Consider the following 15,615-nt stretch of genomic DNA (forward strand, 5'->3'; position numbering starts at 1 on the left):
ATGTTAAGCGGGCAACCGCGGACGCGGCGCTTAGATGAGCCTTCTCCTCACGCTTTCGGCGTGAAAACGTCTTTCTCCGACAGTGCGTTGAGCAATGACTTCCCGTCGCGGTACCGGCGAATATTCTCCAAGATCATGTTGATTGAACGCCGCCGCTTGTCGGGCAGCCCCGGCGTCATATGTGGCGTCACCAATACGTTCGGCTGATCCCATAACGGTGAGTCGCCGGGTAAAGGCTCTTTGGTAAAAACATCCAAACCGGCCCCTGCAATCTCACCTGCCTCAAGTGCCTTGATCAAAGCAACTTCATCGATCACAGGACCGCGCGCCATGTTGATAATGAATGCCGTGTCTTTCATTCGAGAAAATTGCACAGTGCCAAACATATGGTACGTGACATCAGTAAGTTGGGTAGCCAACATGATGATATCGGATTGATCGACCAAAGCGTCGATGCTTTCACCACGTTCAGTGCACAGCATCAAATCGACATTGGTTGGCGACGTTACAACACTGCGATTGTAGGCAATCACTCGCATTTGGAATGCTTTGCCGAGAGCCGCCATTTCGGCACCAGTCTGACCGTACCCGACGATTCCCAGGGTTTTCCCTGCAAGCCCTAGCTTGTCTTCATAGCCTGGAATCGCGCGCCACGCGTGTTCGGCTTGCTTGGCAATGAGCTGTTTGGCATCGTAAGTTAGCGCGAGCGCGAAATAGAAAGCATGTTGTGCAAGGGCTGCAGCCGATCTCCCGGCTGAGCCCGTGACCAGAAGGCCTCTTTCAAAGATCTCTGGGCGGGCTGACTTCGTAAGGCCAGAATGATCGCAATGCACCCATTTGAGGTTTGGGGCGGAAACAAACCGCTCGTCCAAATCACCGGCGATGATCGCGACATCAACCGTCTGTAGAGCGCGAGAGATAGTGCGATCGTCGGTCGGCGAGCAGTGAATGAAATCCGCTGCGTCTACTGCGCTTTTCAATTCCTGCAATTCTTCTGGGCTGTAAGGCACGGTAGCCAGAACAGACTTGATCTCACGACGAGTCGACAAGCTAGGTTCGGCCGCTGACTGTTGCATCTCTCGTTAGTCCTCCCATTGATTGGAAAGCGGCCATTCTCCTAGCGAAAGGCACGTCATCCAAATTGATGTTATCTGTTCGACAACAAAATGCAAGTGCAAACAACTTCCCCCGGTGCCGGGGATGAGTTTTTTCGTAAGGGGAGAAGCCCCTTCACACAGCTTGGGGTTCTGGTCCTCTGCTCGACTGCAGCCCGAATTTGGCTATTGGCGCGCCCGGTACATCGACTGGAAAGGCGATCACCGTCCCGGCGACCCCTGGACTGTCCCCTAAGGTAAGCGAAGTGACGAACATGGTCTTCAGGTCGGGGCCGCCAAAGCAAGGCATGCTCGGAGCGGGAATCGGAAGAATAATCTTTCGATCAAGGCGACCATCCGGTGCGATGCGGTTTAAACATCCTGCAGTGACACCAGCAGACCAGTAAAATCCGTCGATGTCACATGCAGCGCCGTCCGGCCTGCCGTCAGCATCGTCCAGCTGGATAAGTTGCCGGCGATTGCTGATCCCACCGGAACCGAGGTCGTAGTCAAACGTCTGAACATAGCAGCCTCGACTATCCGAGTGGTACATTGTTCGTCCATCGGGCGACCAAGCAAGGCCGTTTGAGACAAGGAGTTCGTCCAAAACACGATTTACCGATCCGTCAGGATCGATTCTGAACAAAGATGCTACCGGTTCTTTCGGGTTCCTGGTGTCCATGCTCCCGACAAAAAAACGGCCGTCGGGGGAGACCTTCGCATCGTTTAACCTATTGGTCGGCCGATCTTTTTCCGGATGGCAAATGAACTCAAACTCGCCAGACTTCGGATCGAAGAAATGCACGCCATTTCGCAGGGCGACAATGATCCTGTCGTCGAGACATAAGCCGAAACCGCCAATTGTTGATGGCATCTGCCAATGGTTTAGTTGCCGATCTCCGAGGCTCAGTCGAAAAAGGGCCGGCCCGCGGATATCGATGAAGTACAATGCCCCTTCGTCGGCACTCCACAGCGGCCCCTCCCCCGCCCCTATTGGGAAGTCAATGATGTGCTCGACCTCGGGACGATCAATGCGCACGTTTGAATCTATCACTCTCACAGACGCTCCAAGGGGTAACGATGATCTGCCTGACGGTCTCTCTGACATTGTAAAAGGAACCGAAGCGCGTGCTTGCTTCGATGGGTGCTTTTAAGATCCTGAATCTTGGGCACGCATATCGGGCTTATCAGGTGTCAGAACTCGTCAATCTCAGTCGGGCTTGGCGCTGGAGCCGGGGCTGGAAATACACACATTCGGAAGCTGTACCGATCTCGTACGCGCGGCCATCGTCAGCGGGCATGTCTCCGATATTGCGACGACTAGGGTATTTGATGATCTCCTCTTCAACGAGTTCGACGCCCAGGCCCGGCGCGTTGGGCACAGGGAGGAACCCGTCCACGGCCTTGAGTACTGGCGTAACAACCTCGTACCGGCCAGGCCAATCGATCTCAACCCGTTCAAGCATTAATGCATTTGGTATTGTCGCCATTACATGCAGGGCCGCAAACTCGGCCACGGGACCAAGGGAGCCAGAATGGGGGGCCACACTGATGTAGTGGGCTTCGGCCATGGCGGCCATCTTTCGCATCTGTGTGATGCCACCAGCGCGACCAGTATCAGGCTGTATAACATCGACCAGCTCGCGCTCGATATAGGGGCGAACACCCCATATGTTGCTTACCCGCTCGCCCGCGGCCAGCGGCACATTCACCGCGTCGCGAACTCGTTGCAAAGCATCCAGGTTTTCCGGGGCTACCGGATCCTCCAGGAACAGGAGACCCAATGGCTCCAGTTGGCGGCCGACTGTAATCGCATCTTGCGCAGTCATCCATGACGGACCATGCGCATCAACCATGACATCGATCTTGGGGCCGACAGCTTCGCGAACCGCAGCAACTTTATCGAATTCGACGGCTCCGGTGAAACCGACCTTTACTGCCTTGTATCCACGATCCAGAAGCTCGCGGGCGCGCTCGGGCGTCTTGGCGTGTCCGTAAACGCCAATCTTGTCGCGGAAACGACCACCGAGGAGGTTCCAAATTGGCTGCCCCAGGACCTTGCCCTTGATGTCCCAAAGCGCCATCTCAATACCGGTCAATGCACCGCCGCCGACAGTCCCAAGCATGCCATGACCCATCGAGCCCACGAACATTCGGTGCCACAGTCGATCGATGTCACGGGGATCCTCACCGAGGAGAATAGTCCTGTAGTCCAGCACGGCCGTTTGGACCACGCGGGGCCAACCCGAGCACTCCCCAATACCAGAGACGCCTTCATCAGTTTCGATTTTTACGAACAACCAGTTCCGTGAACCCCGAAAATCAGCTTCACCTGCAACGCCGGTTGGCGACGCTCCGGGCAAGCCCGGCCGAGCACCAACCTGCATAAGATAGGTCTTAATATCAGTGATTTTCATCTTGTTACCCTTTGTCTTAAGCACCTTAGCTGGTGCGCGTTCATTTCGGGGTTGGCCCGACAGGCATCCCGGTTGGGCCTCGCCAAGCTTCGCGGGCTTCTCGACCAAGCGTGGGTCAGCGGGATTGGGATCGACAAAATGAAACGCCTCGAAACGGTGCCGCTGAGCGCCAGAGGGTATCCTGACCAGCCAACAAGCTGAAATCGGTATAACAGCTATTGACAGGAGTCAACAGGATTAGGCATATTCGGACACATTATGGCGTCATATTCATCGGCGTCAGCCGGCATTTCAGATCCTGCTGGCGTCCCTAGATTGAGACTGGATAATTCTGCCAAAGTTGTAAATGTTTGTGCAAGGTCGTATACACGGTGAGGAATTTTATCGTTCTGTGTTAGGTACATCAGAAGATCGGACCTCAGTGTGGGAACTGCCCCATGTGCAGCGGATGAAGGACAAAAGAGATGCCGTCGCGGGCGCCAAAAGCTGAGGTGGAACAGATGAATGACACGAATCTATATTTTCCTCTTCGAGCGAGCACATCGCCAGACCGGTTGAGCGATGTTGTGTACGATGGCATCGTCGGCTTGATCGCGCGGGGCGATCTCATCATTAATAGCCGGCTTCCTTCAGAAACCGACCTGTCGGATCGGTTTGCAGTTTCGCGAACCGTCGTCAGAGAAGCTCTCGGGAGGCTTCGAGAAGATGGCGTTATCGTATCGCGACAAGGCTCCGGATCATATGTGACGCGCAAACCCGACATGGCGGTGCTCCGTTTTGCGCAAGTCGGGTCCTTGGCGGACGTGCAGCGGTGCTTTGAGTTCCGGGCGGGGCACGAAGCTGCAGCGGCCGTGCTTGCTGCCGAGAAGTGGCAGGACGAAGATCTTCAACGAATGAAAGATGCGCTCGACCTTCTTGAAAAATGCCTCTTAAATGGGACGGTCGGCATCGAGGAAGATCGACTGTTTCACGAGGCAGTAGCGCAGGCAACACGCAACCAATACTATATATCAATCCAAGTTTCACTTGCGTCCCATATCGCCACCGGGATGAATATAACGCGTCAGCTAAGTCTGATGCGAACACCTGAGCGGCTTCGTTCCGTCCAACAGGAGCACGATGCAATTTTCGAAGCAATCCGGCAGCGTGACCAGAGCGGCGCCGGGCGGGCGATGCAGCAGCACATCCTGAACGCACGTCAGCGGATGTTCGAGGGAGTTTGACGTATGCCGGTTCGAGACAAGATTCCATCTGACGCAGATCCTGCGCCAGATCGAGGAATAATCTCCTCGAACAAGATGGTAGCATTGATCGGCGGATCGGGAAGGGTCGGCCAGCGGCTACGCCACGCCCTTCGAGGCAGAGTTCGGTCACTCCGCATACTCGACCTAGTCGATCCAGGTGCCCTGAGTGAAAACGAAAGCTGGTCCCAATTGGATATCTGCGATCAGGCCTCCACCACGGACGCTCTACAGGGAGTCGAAGCCATTATTCATTTGGCGGGCTTTCCTGGCGAAAGGCCAATAGAGGAAATTATCCGCGTCAACGTGCTGGGAACGCACAACGTTTACGAGGCCGCTAGACGTCTAGGGATATCGCGGATCATCCTTGGTTCAAGCAACCACGTGACCGGATTCTACCCCAGGGATCAAATAGTCTCGCCCGATGGGCCAATGCGGCCTGATAGCTTCTATGCTCTGGGAAAGTGCTGGAACGAGCTTGAGGCCGGTCTCTATTTTGAAAAATTTGGTATCGAGAGCTTCATAATCAGGATCGCCAATGCATCGATCGATCCAGAAGATCCGCGAAGTGATGACCGGAGCCGCGCAACCTGGATCAGCGCCCGCGATCTCGCCCAGCTTGTTGTCATCGGTCTTGAAGAACCAGGCATCGATTGCACCGCGGTGTACGGCGTTTCGCAAACCCCATATGAGTGGTGGGACAATGCCCGAGCCTATGAACTTGGATATCGTCCCCTCGACCGTGGAAGCGATTTCACCCAGTCAGCCAATATTCAGTCATCCTCGCCGCAGAACTCGCACATTGCTGGAAAATTCCAAGGCGGCCGCTTCTGTTCGATCGACCATGACGGTACCGTTCGCACACGCCGGTCGGTAGGGGGCACCCACAGCCGGCCGAGCGGCTCGGAGCAAAACCAGACCTGATACACACTTTTGCGGGCGAAGGAGGCGAACTCTGCCTTGCTCCTCGCAGGATCTCTCTTGATGAGCGTGATGATCAAAAGCGGTCCTTTCGAGGCCTTTTTCAGTCCTGAGAGCGGAGGGCGGCTGACCCGCCTATCGCACCGGGAATACGGAGAGGTTGTGGTACCAATGGCCGAGGGGCCATTCGATCCCCTTGATTGGCCGAAGGCCGGCGCCTTTCCGCTTTTTCCATACCATGGGCGGCTGACTGGTGCGATTCTTACCCATGACGGACGGCGGTTCGAACTTGAACGCAATCCAAATCGATACCCGGACGCCATGCACGGCCCAGGGCAAAGGCGACGCTGGCGGGTTGAACAAAAGTCACCTCATGCGCTGACAATGGAGTTGGATTATACGGCAGATCAAGATTGGCCGTTCGACTTTCACGCTTCGCAGCGTTTCGCGATTAGCGAGGAGCGGCTAGATGTCGAGCTTACGCTCACAAATCGGTCGCCAAGTTCCTTCCCAGCGGGGATCGGCTGGCATCCTTACTTTGTCGCTTCTCTGGACGACACTATTCTGTGTGATGCTGCGAAGCTGTGGGTGCCCCCAACCGGGGATCTTCCTATCCTTGAGCAACCCCGGCAAATGACTCGAGTTCCGCTCGCGCATGAAGCCATAACCAACCACCTCTCAGAGTGGTCACAGGCGACAATCGTTGCTGGCGACAAGATCACGACACTTTCAAGCGGTCCATCGCTCGACTATCTCGTCTTTCATCGCACGGCAGGTTACGCCTGTCTTGAGCCCGTTTCTCATCTAGCCGGTGCATTGTCTCTTCCCTCGCACGATCACGCGGCCGCCGGGTTGCTGATTTTAGAACCAGGAGAAAAGATGGGTGAACGACTATCGATCTTGATTAAGGGGAAGGAAGCATCGAACGCGTAGTCCACGTGACTCTGCCTAAATCCTAGTTCTGGAAACTTCCGTTAATGGCGCTAGAGACAAACTGAGCGTCACGTCGCCCCGGCGCTGGATTTGAAACCGGGAGGCATCTGGATTACGAACTCGAAAACTGTCTCACGCTAAATGGAGTGCCATCTTCGGGTTGCGGCACGGCACCTCGAACTGATTCGTCAGGGATCGCGCCGTCAGGCGCTCCGGTGTCGGATCGTCCACAACGTTGGGAAGCGATCGCGCCCGACGTCGGCGAACTGATCATGGACGAATCCAGCCACTAGGCCTGAGCCTTGGTCTCCGGTCAAAATCGACACTTTTGAAACGGTACGGTGAGCCTGTCTCCCCGGTCGCAGCACGGTTATCCCCGGGACAAATGCCCGACCTGCTCGGGGCAAGCGAGCATTGACTTGCCGAACATGTCGAAATATGGCAATTGTTGTCCAAATTAATTCCTAATCGTTGGTTGCGTTCTTGATCAGGTAGACATCTGTCCGCAATTGGCCGAAGAGAGCCCGAATGGGTTCGGATATGCCGAGGTTTGCGACCCAATAGGATCGGCCGCCGTTGGGGGAGCAACGGAGGCCGTGCAGCTCGAAACAGTTTTATGTCCTGCTTTGCAGGCTCGTATTTACATCTGGGAGGAGATCAAATGCGCGACGACGAAAATATGTCTTCCGGCGTTACCCGCCGAACATTCCTCGCAGGCGTTGGCGGGGCGGTTGCCCTGTCAGTTGCGGGCGGCAGCGCCAGCGCGGCTGCGACCAAGGAGGCGCCGCAGCTTGCGGCCCTCGTCAAGGACGGCAAGCTTCCGCCGCTTGCCGAACGTCTTCCGAAGAACCCGATGGTCGTAAAACCCTGGGAAAAGATAGGCACCTACGGCGGCACGCTGCGGCGCGGCCTTCGCGGTTCGTCTGACCATAACGGCATCCTGCGCATGGTCGGCAACCAGGGCCTGGTGCGCTGGAACATGGACTTCACGCAAGCTCTGCCGAATCTCGCGGAGAGGTGGGAAGTCAATGCGGATGCCTCGCAGTTCACCTTCTACCTCTTGAAGGGCGTGAAGTGGTCGGACGGCCATCCGTTCACGGCCGACGACGTGGTGTTCGCAATCGAAGATGTCGTCAAGAACAAGGAACTCTACAGCTCGACGCCGGCGCAGATTTCCGTGGCCGGCAAGCCGGTCGTGGTCGAAAAGATCGACGACTATACCGTCAAGTTCACGTTTGCCGCAGCCAACGCGCTCTATCTGGAAACTCTCGCCACGCCGCTCGGCCAGCAGCCCACATTGTTCGCCAAGCACTACTGCAGCAAGTTCCTGCCGAAGTACAACCCGAACCTCGACGCGGACGTGAAAGCGGCCGGTTCATCGAGCTGGCCGGACCTCTTCCGCGCCAGGTGCGGTGATACCGAAATCCCATCTCGCTGGGGCAACATCGAGAAGCCTACCCTTGATCCATGGGTTGTCAAAGAGCCCTATTCGGGCGGAGCGACCCGGGTGGTCATGACGCGTAATCCCTACTTCTGGCAGGTTGATACCGAAGGCAACCAACTGCCGTACATCGACGACCTGAATTTCAGCATCTCGCAGGACGTCGAGTCGCTGATGCTCAACGTCATTTCCGGCAAGATCGACATTCAGGAGCGTCATATAAACTCGCTCGCGAACAAGCCGACACTGTCGCAGAACATGAAGAAGGGCGATTATCGCCTGATGGCGCTAGAGCCATCGTCAGCTCAACAGTGCCAAATTTACTTGAACATGACACATAAAGACCCGGCCATGCGCAAGATCTTCGGGGACAAAATTTTCCGGCAAGCCCTTTCGATGGGCATCAATCGCCAGGAAATTATTGACATTGTCTACTTCGGCCAAAGTGAGCCTTATCAGACCGGACCGCGCCCAGGCCATCCTTGGCATCATGAGCGGCTTTCTCGCCAGTTCACGGAATTCGATCCGGAGAAGGCGAGTTCGCTTCTCGATCAAATCGGACTCAACAAAAAAACGGCGAACGGTATCCGACTGCGGGCCGATGGTCAGCCGCTGTTCTTCGCGATCGACGTTATCCCGACGCTCAATCCAGATCTGGTGGATGCACTCGAGCTCGTGAAGTCTCATTGGCTGGCGATCGGTATCGACATAAAGATCAATACGATGGAGCGCGCGCTCTACTATACCCGGGGCGACGACAATGCGCACGATGCACAGGTCTGGTCAGGAGCCGGCGGTCTTGACCCGATGCTAGATCCACGCGATTATTTTGCTTTCCATCCCCAGGGATCACGCTACGCCATTCCGTGGACGCTCTGGTACACGTCCAATGGCACCAAGGGCGAAGAGCCCCCGGAAAGCCAGAAGAAGCGCATGAAGCTCTTTGACGAGGCTCGTGCCACCGCCAACCTCGACAAGCGAGGCGCGACTATGAAGCAAATCTTCGACTTGTGCGCCGATAGTTTTGAAACGGTAGGTGTTTGCCTCGCTGTTGGCAGCTTCGGCATCATTCGCAACAATCTGCGCAACGTTCCGGAGAAACAGCCGGACAGCTGGTCCTGGCCGAATCCCGGCCCGGCCCTGCCGCAGCAGTTCACGTTCACGAGCTGATTTGCTCCAACTGTGCCGTCGCCCGACCGGCGGCGGCAAAATGGTGCCGGCGCGACCGTCACGCGGATCGCAGTGTGCTGTAGGCGATGTCAACGAGCGCAAGGGAAAAGAAGGCCTGAGCGTGGCCGTATAGCCGCACCATTGGGAAACCCCGGCGGGAGAACCGTTTTTCAAGACCGCGTCCGATGGGAATGTCGTTAATTGGGGGTGTCGATGTAGCGGCACCTCCTGCCCTTTGGGAAAAGCGCGGTCCGCCCCACGTGCACGACATGGTCATTGTTCCAGACAAGCGTGACCTTTTTTGGATCGGGAATTTTGCTTTCTCAATCAAAGCGTCACGTCCTACAAAGTCATGATCGTAGTCTATCAGGGAACCATACCCAAGTTCGAACAGGTCGACATAATGGTATCACTCGACACAAAGCTTCCGCCCAGCCAACCGATGCGATCAAGGTGGTACGGCGAGAGCCACTCCGGATAGGGCTTCATGTTCTCGCCCTAATAGATGGCAGGCACCGGCATCGGCAGCCAAGCCGATTCCCGGGCGCTGGTAGGATAAGCGAGCGCTGCAATTTTCCGAAAGCCGAAATGTGCTCCGGCACGCTCGACCGCGGCGAACGTCCTGATGGTCGTCCCATTTTTCCGTAGATTTCAAACTCTGGGGTTTCCGGCATGCCATGCCTGAAGGCACGCACCATCTCTCCAACGATCTGAAACTCGCCAACCGAGAAGAATTTGATCTCCGGCAAGGTTCCCTTCGTCACCTCCTTCATGAGATCGGCAGCATGTGGCCCCTGGATCTGGACGCGGAATCCATAGCGAGGCCCTTGGCGACAGACCAGTTGCCGTCGACTTCAGACATCACGTCCAGGTGAGACCAATGCAGATAACCCTCATTCATGCCCTGCGCCATTCTGCGCCGCCTATCGAAGAGGCTTTCGCACGTCATTGGCCGCAGGCCAGGCTCAGAAATCTGCTCATGAGTCACTATCGAGCGATCTTAAGCTGGATGGATGGGTAACGCCTTCGATGTTCGATAGGTTTCTAGCGTTATCGCGCTATGCTGTCACCTGCCAGACGGACGCTATTCTGTTTTACTTGCTCGGCATTCGGACCATGCATTGCTCGGGCCGCGGCGGAGCTCGCCTCGCTTCCCGTGCTTAAGCCCAATGAAGCCATGATCGACGACGCAAGCAAAGCCGGACAACGGATTGGACTCATTGCTACTTTTGCCCCGACGCTGCAGACGCTTCCAGGTGAATTTCCATCATCGGTTCGTTTGAAAACGGCTTACGCTGACGGAGCGCTTGCAGCCCTCGACCGCGGGGATGGTGAAGCGCATGTTCAAATTGTGGTTGATGCAGCGCTTCGTCTCGTCGACTGCACCTTATTGCACTCGTTCAATTCAGCCTCGCACGAGCGGCGCCGGCGGTCATTGCGGCAACCGGCAAGAGAGTTTTGACCACTCCTGACAGTGCGGTACTCAAGATTCGTAGGCTGCTGACTCAAGGATTTTGATCGAGGACCTCGAATACGGTCCGCCCGCATCGTTCCGCGAGTTAACGGGGTGTCCTGCGACAGACTGCGTTTCACCGTCGCGAAGCTTCGTGCTGCGAGCGGCATAGGGCTAGGTTGGTTGATCGAATACGTTGCTGAGTGGGCCGAAACAGCCGCGGCTTTTGAGTCACGATGAAGATTTCGGTGTCGCGGCCGACTTTGCAGTCTAGAAGTGCTTCCCCGACGTGGCGGGCAGAACCCGAGGCGGCCAACACTGCCGAACAAAAACATGCTCTTTAAGGCATGAACTATCCTAGAGGATCGTCGCAAGACCGAGCCTCAAGCTTGTGCTTTGATATCAGCGCGAGCGCCTCCGCCATGCAGGTCAGCAATCTCGGTCTGTGCACGCTCGGTCAAAACTAACTGCAGACCTGGACACGACGGCGCCTCCACTTTCCGCCATGATAATCTCAATTTGAGAGGAGACATCATGCGCTTCAAGAACAAGACCGCCCTGATCACGGGCGGGGGGACGGGAATCGGTGCGGCGATCGCCCGGCGGATTCGATTGGAGGGTGGGAATGTAACGCTAGTGGGGCGACGTCCCGATCCACTCCACGCAGTTGCCGAAGAGATCGGAGCCACGGTGTTTGTCGCAGATGCAGCCGACGGCGCCAGCATGAAAGCTGCCGCCCTTGCCGTCGCCGAGCAGTTCGGCAACCTGGATATTCTCGTGGCCAATGCCGGCGGCCATGGTGTCGGCCCTACTGTCAACATGTCGGACGAGACTTGGGATCTGGCGACCAGGCTCAACCTCAACACGGCCTTCGTCAGTGCGCGCGAAGCGCTGCCGCATTTGATCAAGAGCAAAGGCAATATCGTCGTGCTCGCCTCGATTGCAGGGCTTTTTGCCGGTCCGGATGCCGCAGGCTACGTCACCATGAAACACGCTTGTATTGGCTTGGCGAAATCGCTGGCTCGGGACTACGGCCGCCTCGGCGTGAGGACCAACACCGTCTGCCCCGGCTGGGTGACGACGGCGATGGCCGACGAGCAGATGGAATTCATCATGGAAAAATTCAAACTGACGAGCATCGAGGACGCTTATGCCCTGGTGACGAAAGACGTGCCGCTTGGCCGCCCAGCAACGCCTGAAGATGTCGCCAATGCCGTCTGCTTCCTGGCCTCGGCGGAAGCCGCGATGGTCAACGGTGCCATCCTGACCGTCGACGGCGGAGCCGGGACCGTCGATCTGCCCACGCTCGCATTCACCTGAGGAGGAGACAATAATGAACCAGAATCCGAAAGACTGGAAAACCTACGATCAATTCGCATACGGGATCGACGCGAACCGTCTGCCGGCGACGAATGCCCTTTCCGGCTCATCCCACAAGATCGTTTTTGACGATGGCCGCAAGCTCGAACTCACCTTCCACGATGACAATGTGCAATGGTCGGACGGCGATGACAGCGCAACGGACAAGGTCGAAGTCATCGAGGTTGCGCCCGACACCTTCTTCGTCGAAGTCATTTTCGCGGGTCGACCGAAAGAAGCCGAGACCTTGATCCTGAACGTTTCCCGCCGCCGCGTTCTCTCGATCTATTCGATCGTGCGCGAAAAGGAGCAATCCATCGGAGAGCCGCAGGTGGCGCAGATTTTTCGGCCCGGCATTGTCGAAGGCGGTGCAGCAAGCGGACCGGCGCCGGCCGAAAGCCGCGATCTGATCGGGCTGAGGGCGCATTTTACCTACAGCCCGAACCACGTCTACGAACATACCTATCTGTCGTCGCAACGCTATGCCTGGCAATGCCTCGTCGGCGTGCAACGCGGGCACGGCGACGTCGACCTGACGACCACCTATAAGTTCGATGACGACCAGTACATTTTCACCTTCCGGGAATTCAAGATCGCCGTGGCATCGACATTCTTCTACGATTTCAAAGATATGCGTTCGACCGGCAAGTTCCTTGGCATCACTGGCGATGGCCGTATCCAGAACAGCCCGGCCGGCGCCTTCATCCGCAAGGCGTCGATGACCTATTATCTTCCCGGGCAGGAACCCGTTTGAAAGGCAGAATGATGCGCACAGCTTATGAGATCGTGAAGGCACACTACGACGCAAACGCGCGCCGGGATGTGGACGGCATGCTTGCCGACATCGCCGCGGATTGCCGATGGACGGAAATGGATGGCTTTCCCTGCGCCGGCACCTATGTCGGCCCGCAAGAGGTCGTCAAAAACGTCTTCGCTGCACTCGGAGAAGCCTTCGACGGATACACCTTCACCCTGGAGCGCCTGCTGGATGCAGGCAGCGACGTGATCGGCATCGGCGATTATGCCGGGACTCACAGGCAGACCGGCAAGTCCTTCAAGGCACGTGTCGTTCACGTCTGGGGCGTCGCAGACGACAAGATTCGGCGCTTCGAACAATTCACCGACACGCTGCGTGTGGCCGAAGCAATGCGGTGAACGCGTGGGGCGCTGCCTGCCAAAAATTCACGCGGCGCCGACCTTTCGCCATTTGGACGGTGAAAGCGCGTAGCGGCTACGAAAGGCCCGGGAGAAATGCGCGCTCGAAGAGAACCCGAGTGCAAAGGCAATCTCGGATATCTCGCCCGGACGGCACGTCGCGTCCCGCAGCCGGGCCGCGGCTCTCTCCAGCCGCAAGCTCCAGATATAGTCGGCCGGTGTCGTGCCCTCGGCTTCGAAGGCGCGATAGACATAGCGTACGGAGCAACCCATACGGCGTGCGATCATGCCGATATCCAGATCTGGCCGCGAAATCTGGTCCGAGACGAAGTCCTTCACACGCCGTCGCAACAGGTCGAGGGAATGGGCGCTTGATCGTTCCCGCTGCGGATCGACGCCGATCATCGTGCGAATGAGTTCGATCATCGTCTGACCTAGGCTGGCGCGCGCGGTGTCGTCCAACTCGCCGATCTCACGGATTGTCGAATCCATCAGCGAAAGCAGGATTCGCTGCATTCCAGCATGCTCGGACATGGCGACAAAGGGATCCATCAACCGGGTGACCGCTGCGGCCGGCAGCGCACGCCGTGGCAATTGCAGGAGAAGCAGGCGGACAGCCGTGCTGTTGGTCAGGGTATAGGGACGGCTTGGATCATACATGACGAACGCGTCGGCCCCCACGGGGACATTGCGGCCATTTTGAGCGAGGGAGGAGCAGCCATGTGTCTGGATGACCAGTTTGATGGCGTCGGGATTGTCCGAGCCGAGGGTCACGCGATCGCCGAAAACGGTATGCGTATCCGCCTCCAGCCGCGTCAGGCGGCAGGTGCCGAGCATTGCCGACACCAGCCGGCATTTTTCTTCATCGCCACGTTGAAAATCGAGCCGCACGTTACCGAATATACTGCGGGCAACGCTTGGAAAATCCCTCCCCTTAGCGACCTCGACGGATGAGAAAACCGATTCCATGATGCCCTCCTCATGAGGTCTGGTAGCCGCCGTCGACCGGCAGGCAGACGCCGGCTATGTAGCGTACTGCCTCGGACGACAGGAAGACGATTGCGTCGGCGACTTCCGCCGCCTCTCCCCATCGCCCCGCCGGTATCCGGTTCTTGATCGGCGTCGAGACGATTTCATCGGCAAACAATGCGCGGCTCAGTGGCATTTCGATCCAGCCCGGCGCGACAGCGTTGACGCGAATATTGTCCGCCGCGAATTCCTGCGCCAACGACTTGGTCAATTGAACGATCGCCCCTTTGCTCGCCGAATAGCCCGGCCGATCGGCGGCGCCGAACGTCGAATACATGGAGGCGATGTTGATGATGGACGATCCGGATTTCATCCGGCCGCGGCCCAGGCGACAGCAGTCCATGACGGACGTCAGGTTGATTGCGATGACCTCGTCGAACTTCTCTTTCTTCCATTCGTCACGATCGCGGCTGACGCCGGTGCAGCTTACAAGGACATCGACCTGCTCGAGGGTCGCAAAGAAGTCGTTAAGAGCGCCGGGCTGAAGGACGTTGATTTCCCGGCTTTCGATCCGGTCGCTGTGCGGTCCGCTGGAGGCGCCAAGGCCGCAGCAGACGACGTAGGCACCGAGCTCGGCAAAACGATCGGCCGTCGCAGCCCCGATGCCCGATGTTCCGCCGGGAATTACGACCGTGCGGCCGGCAAAAAGACAGTTGGCAAAGGTCATCGTCTCTCCTTGATATCAGCTGGCGAGATAGGCGCCATGCAGGATTTCGGGATTGGCCTTCAACGTCGCTGAGGCACCGTCATAGACCAGCCTGCCGCGCTCCATGACCATCGCGTGGTCGGCAAGGTCGAGCGCAAGATTGGCGAACTGTTCGATCAGAAGCACGCCGATGCCATTTCGGGCCGCAATCTTCAGCGCTTCCGCCAGTCGCTTGACGACGGCCGGCGCCAGCCCGAGCGAAAGCTCATCGACGACCATGAAGCCGGGCTTGGCGATGAACGCCTGCGCCATCGCGACCATCTGCTTCTGCCCCCCTGAGAGATCGGAAGCCAGCTGGCGTTTGCGCTGGGCAAGTTCGGGAAATATCTCATAGGCCCTTTCGAGCCCCTCGCGGCGGACGGATGGCGACCCGTCGAGGGCGGCAACGAGAATGTTGTCTTCCACCGAGAGTTGACCGAGCACCCGATGCCCTTCTGGCACCAGCGCCAGGCCGGCCCGGCGGATGCGATCGGGCGAAAGCCCGTTCAGTGACATCGCGTCGAGCCGCATCGTGCCGCCAGCGACAGGCAGGACGCCAGCGAGCGCCATGACCATGCTGGACTTACCGGCGCCGTTGGCGCCCAGCAATGCCGTGATTTCTCCGCTCCGTATTGCAAAGGAGACATCGTGAACGACCCGTTTTCCACCGCGCTCGACGGCGAGGTTTTCGACGGCCACGGATGAGATCGCGGCCAT

General features: G+C 57.5%; 14 protein-coding genes. 8 read left to right on the forward strand and 6 right to left on the reverse strand.

Annotated elements, in window-relative coordinates; translation table 11 throughout:
* Positions 1 to 47: 47 nt before the first annotated feature.
* The 3 genes from ACSQ3G_RS29575 to ACSQ3G_RS29585 form a co-directional block, all read right to left on the reverse strand.
* Positions 48 to 1,076, reverse strand: a complete 1,029-nt coding sequence (locus ACSQ3G_RS29575; RefSeq protein ID WP_436112833.1) for a D-2-hydroxyacid dehydrogenase — start codon at positions 1,074 to 1,076, stop codon at positions 48 to 50.
* A gap of 154 nt (positions 1,077 to 1,230) precedes the next feature.
* On the reverse strand, positions 1,231 to 2,133 hold the full coding sequence (locus ACSQ3G_RS29580; protein WP_436112834.1) for an SMP-30/gluconolactonase/LRE family protein: 903 nt from the start codon (positions 2,131 to 2,133) through the stop codon (positions 1,231 to 1,233).
* Positions 2,134 to 2,281: 148 nt separating this feature from the next.
* On the reverse strand, positions 2,282 to 3,511 hold the full coding sequence (locus tag ACSQ3G_RS29585) for a mandelate racemase/muconate lactonizing enzyme family protein (protein WP_436112835.1): 1,230 nt from the start codon (positions 3,509 to 3,511) through the stop codon (positions 2,282 to 2,284).
* Between the two features lie 500 nt (positions 3,512 to 4,011).
* On the opposite strand from ACSQ3G_RS29585, the gene ACSQ3G_RS29590 reads away from it, so the two are divergent.
* The 8 genes from ACSQ3G_RS29590 to ACSQ3G_RS29630 all read left to right on the forward strand — a co-directional run bounded on the left by ACSQ3G_RS29590 (position 4,012) and on the right by ACSQ3G_RS29630 (position 13,184).
* Complete coding sequence (locus tag ACSQ3G_RS29590; RefSeq protein ID WP_436112836.1) at positions 4,012 to 4,734, forward strand: FadR/GntR family transcriptional regulator; 723 nt, start codon at positions 4,012 to 4,014, stop codon at positions 4,732 to 4,734.
* A gap of 75 nt (positions 4,735 to 4,809) precedes the next feature.
* Entirely contained in the window at positions 4,810 to 5,676 is an 867-nt protein-coding gene (locus ACSQ3G_RS29595; protein ID WP_436113229.1) for an NAD-dependent epimerase/dehydratase family protein, read from the forward strand.
* Between the two features lie 60 nt (positions 5,677 to 5,736).
* Complete coding sequence (locus ACSQ3G_RS29600) at positions 5,737 to 6,606, forward strand: aldose epimerase family protein (RefSeq protein ID WP_436112837.1); 870 nt, start codon at positions 5,737 to 5,739, stop codon at positions 6,604 to 6,606.
* Positions 6,607 to 7,267: 661 nt separating this feature from the next.
* The gene (locus ACSQ3G_RS29605; RefSeq protein WP_436112838.1) at positions 7,268 to 9,217 is read left to right on the forward strand and encodes an ABC transporter substrate-binding protein; all 1,950 of its coding nucleotides are present in this window, start codon (positions 7,268 to 7,270) and stop codon (positions 9,215 to 9,217) included.
* A gap of 1,177 nt (positions 9,218 to 10,394) precedes the next feature.
* Complete coding sequence (locus ACSQ3G_RS29615; protein ID WP_436112839.1) at positions 10,395 to 10,679, forward strand: hypothetical protein; 285 nt, start codon at positions 10,395 to 10,397, stop codon at positions 10,677 to 10,679.
* 525 nt (positions 10,680 to 11,204) lie between these two features.
* Positions 11,205 to 11,990, forward strand: a complete 786-nt coding sequence (locus tag ACSQ3G_RS29620; protein WP_436112840.1) for an SDR family NAD(P)-dependent oxidoreductase — start codon at positions 11,205 to 11,207, stop codon at positions 11,988 to 11,990.
* A gap of 13 nt (positions 11,991 to 12,003) precedes the next feature.
* Complete coding sequence (locus ACSQ3G_RS29625) at positions 12,004 to 12,783, forward strand: MoaF C-terminal domain-containing protein (RefSeq protein ID WP_436112841.1); 780 nt, start codon at positions 12,004 to 12,006, stop codon at positions 12,781 to 12,783.
* A gap of 11 nt (positions 12,784 to 12,794) precedes the next feature.
* Positions 12,795 to 13,184 carry a nuclear transport factor 2 family protein gene (locus ACSQ3G_RS29630; protein WP_436113231.1) on the forward strand — a complete coding sequence of 130 codons (390 nt, stop codon included), beginning with the start codon at positions 12,795 to 12,797 and terminating at the stop codon, positions 13,182 to 13,184.
* A gap of 27 nt (positions 13,185 to 13,211) precedes the next feature.
* Here ACSQ3G_RS29630 and ACSQ3G_RS29635 read toward each other — a convergent pair whose 3' ends face one another.
* From ACSQ3G_RS29635 to ACSQ3G_RS29645, 3 genes are read right to left on the reverse strand one after another with little or no spacing between them, the layout of a single operon-like run.
* A complete protein-coding gene (locus ACSQ3G_RS29635) occupies positions 13,212 to 14,153 on the reverse strand; it encodes an AraC-like ligand-binding domain-containing protein (protein ID WP_436112842.1) in 942 nt (313 codons plus the stop codon).
* Between the two features lie 10 nt (positions 14,154 to 14,163).
* The gene (locus ACSQ3G_RS29640) at positions 14,164 to 14,880 is read right to left on the reverse strand and encodes an SDR family NAD(P)-dependent oxidoreductase (RefSeq protein ID WP_436112843.1); all 717 of its coding nucleotides are present in this window, start codon (positions 14,878 to 14,880) and stop codon (positions 14,164 to 14,166) included.
* A 15-nt stretch (positions 14,881 to 14,895) separates the two neighbouring features.
* Entirely contained in the window at positions 14,896 to 15,615 is a 720-nt protein-coding gene (locus ACSQ3G_RS29645) for an ABC transporter ATP-binding protein (protein ID WP_436112844.1), read from the reverse strand.

Origin of the sequence: Neorhizobium tomejilense, assembly GCF_964254135.1 — a bacterium.
Taxonomy (GTDB): domain Bacteria; phylum Pseudomonadota; class Alphaproteobacteria; order Rhizobiales; family Rhizobiaceae; genus Neorhizobium; species Neorhizobium tomejilense.

Excerpts from the sequence above, each read along its gene's own strand:
- ACSQ3G_RS29575 (WP_436112833.1), bottom strand. The coding sequence starts at position 1,076 with ATGCAACAGTCAGCGGCCGAACCTAGCTTGTCGACTCGTCGTGAGATC.
- ACSQ3G_RS29585 (WP_436112835.1), bottom strand. The coding sequence starts at position 3,511 with ATGAAAATCACTGATATTAAGACCTATCTTATGCAGGTTGGTGCTCGG.
- ACSQ3G_RS29590 (WP_436112836.1), top strand. The coding sequence starts at position 4,012 with ATGAATGACACGAATCTATATTTTCCTCTTCGAGCGAGCACATCGCCA.
- ACSQ3G_RS29595 (WP_436113229.1), top strand. The coding sequence starts at position 4,810 with ATGGTAGCATTGATCGGCGGATCGGGAAGGGTCGGCCAGCGGCTACGC.
- ACSQ3G_RS29600 (WP_436112837.1), top strand. The coding sequence starts at position 5,737 with ATGAGCGTGATGATCAAAAGCGGTCCTTTCGAGGCCTTTTTCAGTCCT.
- ACSQ3G_RS29605 (WP_436112838.1), top strand. The coding sequence starts at position 7,268 with ATGCGCGACGACGAAAATATGTCTTCCGGCGTTACCCGCCGAACATTC.
- ACSQ3G_RS29615 (WP_436112839.1), top strand. The coding sequence starts at position 10,395 with ATGATCGACGACGCAAGCAAAGCCGGACAACGGATTGGACTCATTGCT.
- ACSQ3G_RS29620 (WP_436112840.1), top strand. The coding sequence starts at position 11,205 with ATGCGCTTCAAGAACAAGACCGCCCTGATCACGGGCGGGGGGACGGGA.
- ACSQ3G_RS29625 (WP_436112841.1), top strand. The coding sequence starts at position 12,004 with ATGAACCAGAATCCGAAAGACTGGAAAACCTACGATCAATTCGCATAC.
- ACSQ3G_RS29630 (WP_436113231.1), top strand. The coding sequence starts at position 12,795 with ATGCGCACAGCTTATGAGATCGTGAAGGCACACTACGACGCAAACGCG.
- ACSQ3G_RS29635 (WP_436112842.1), bottom strand. The coding sequence starts at position 14,153 with ATGGAATCGGTTTTCTCATCCGTCGAGGTCGCTAAGGGGAGGGATTTT.
- ACSQ3G_RS29640 (WP_436112843.1), bottom strand. The coding sequence starts at position 14,880 with ATGACCTTTGCCAACTGTCTTTTTGCCGGCCGCACGGTCGTAATTCCC.
- ACSQ3G_RS29645 (WP_436112844.1), bottom strand. The coding sequence starts at position 15,615 with ATGGCCGCGATCTCATCCGTGGCCGTCGAAAACCTCGCCGTCGAGCGC.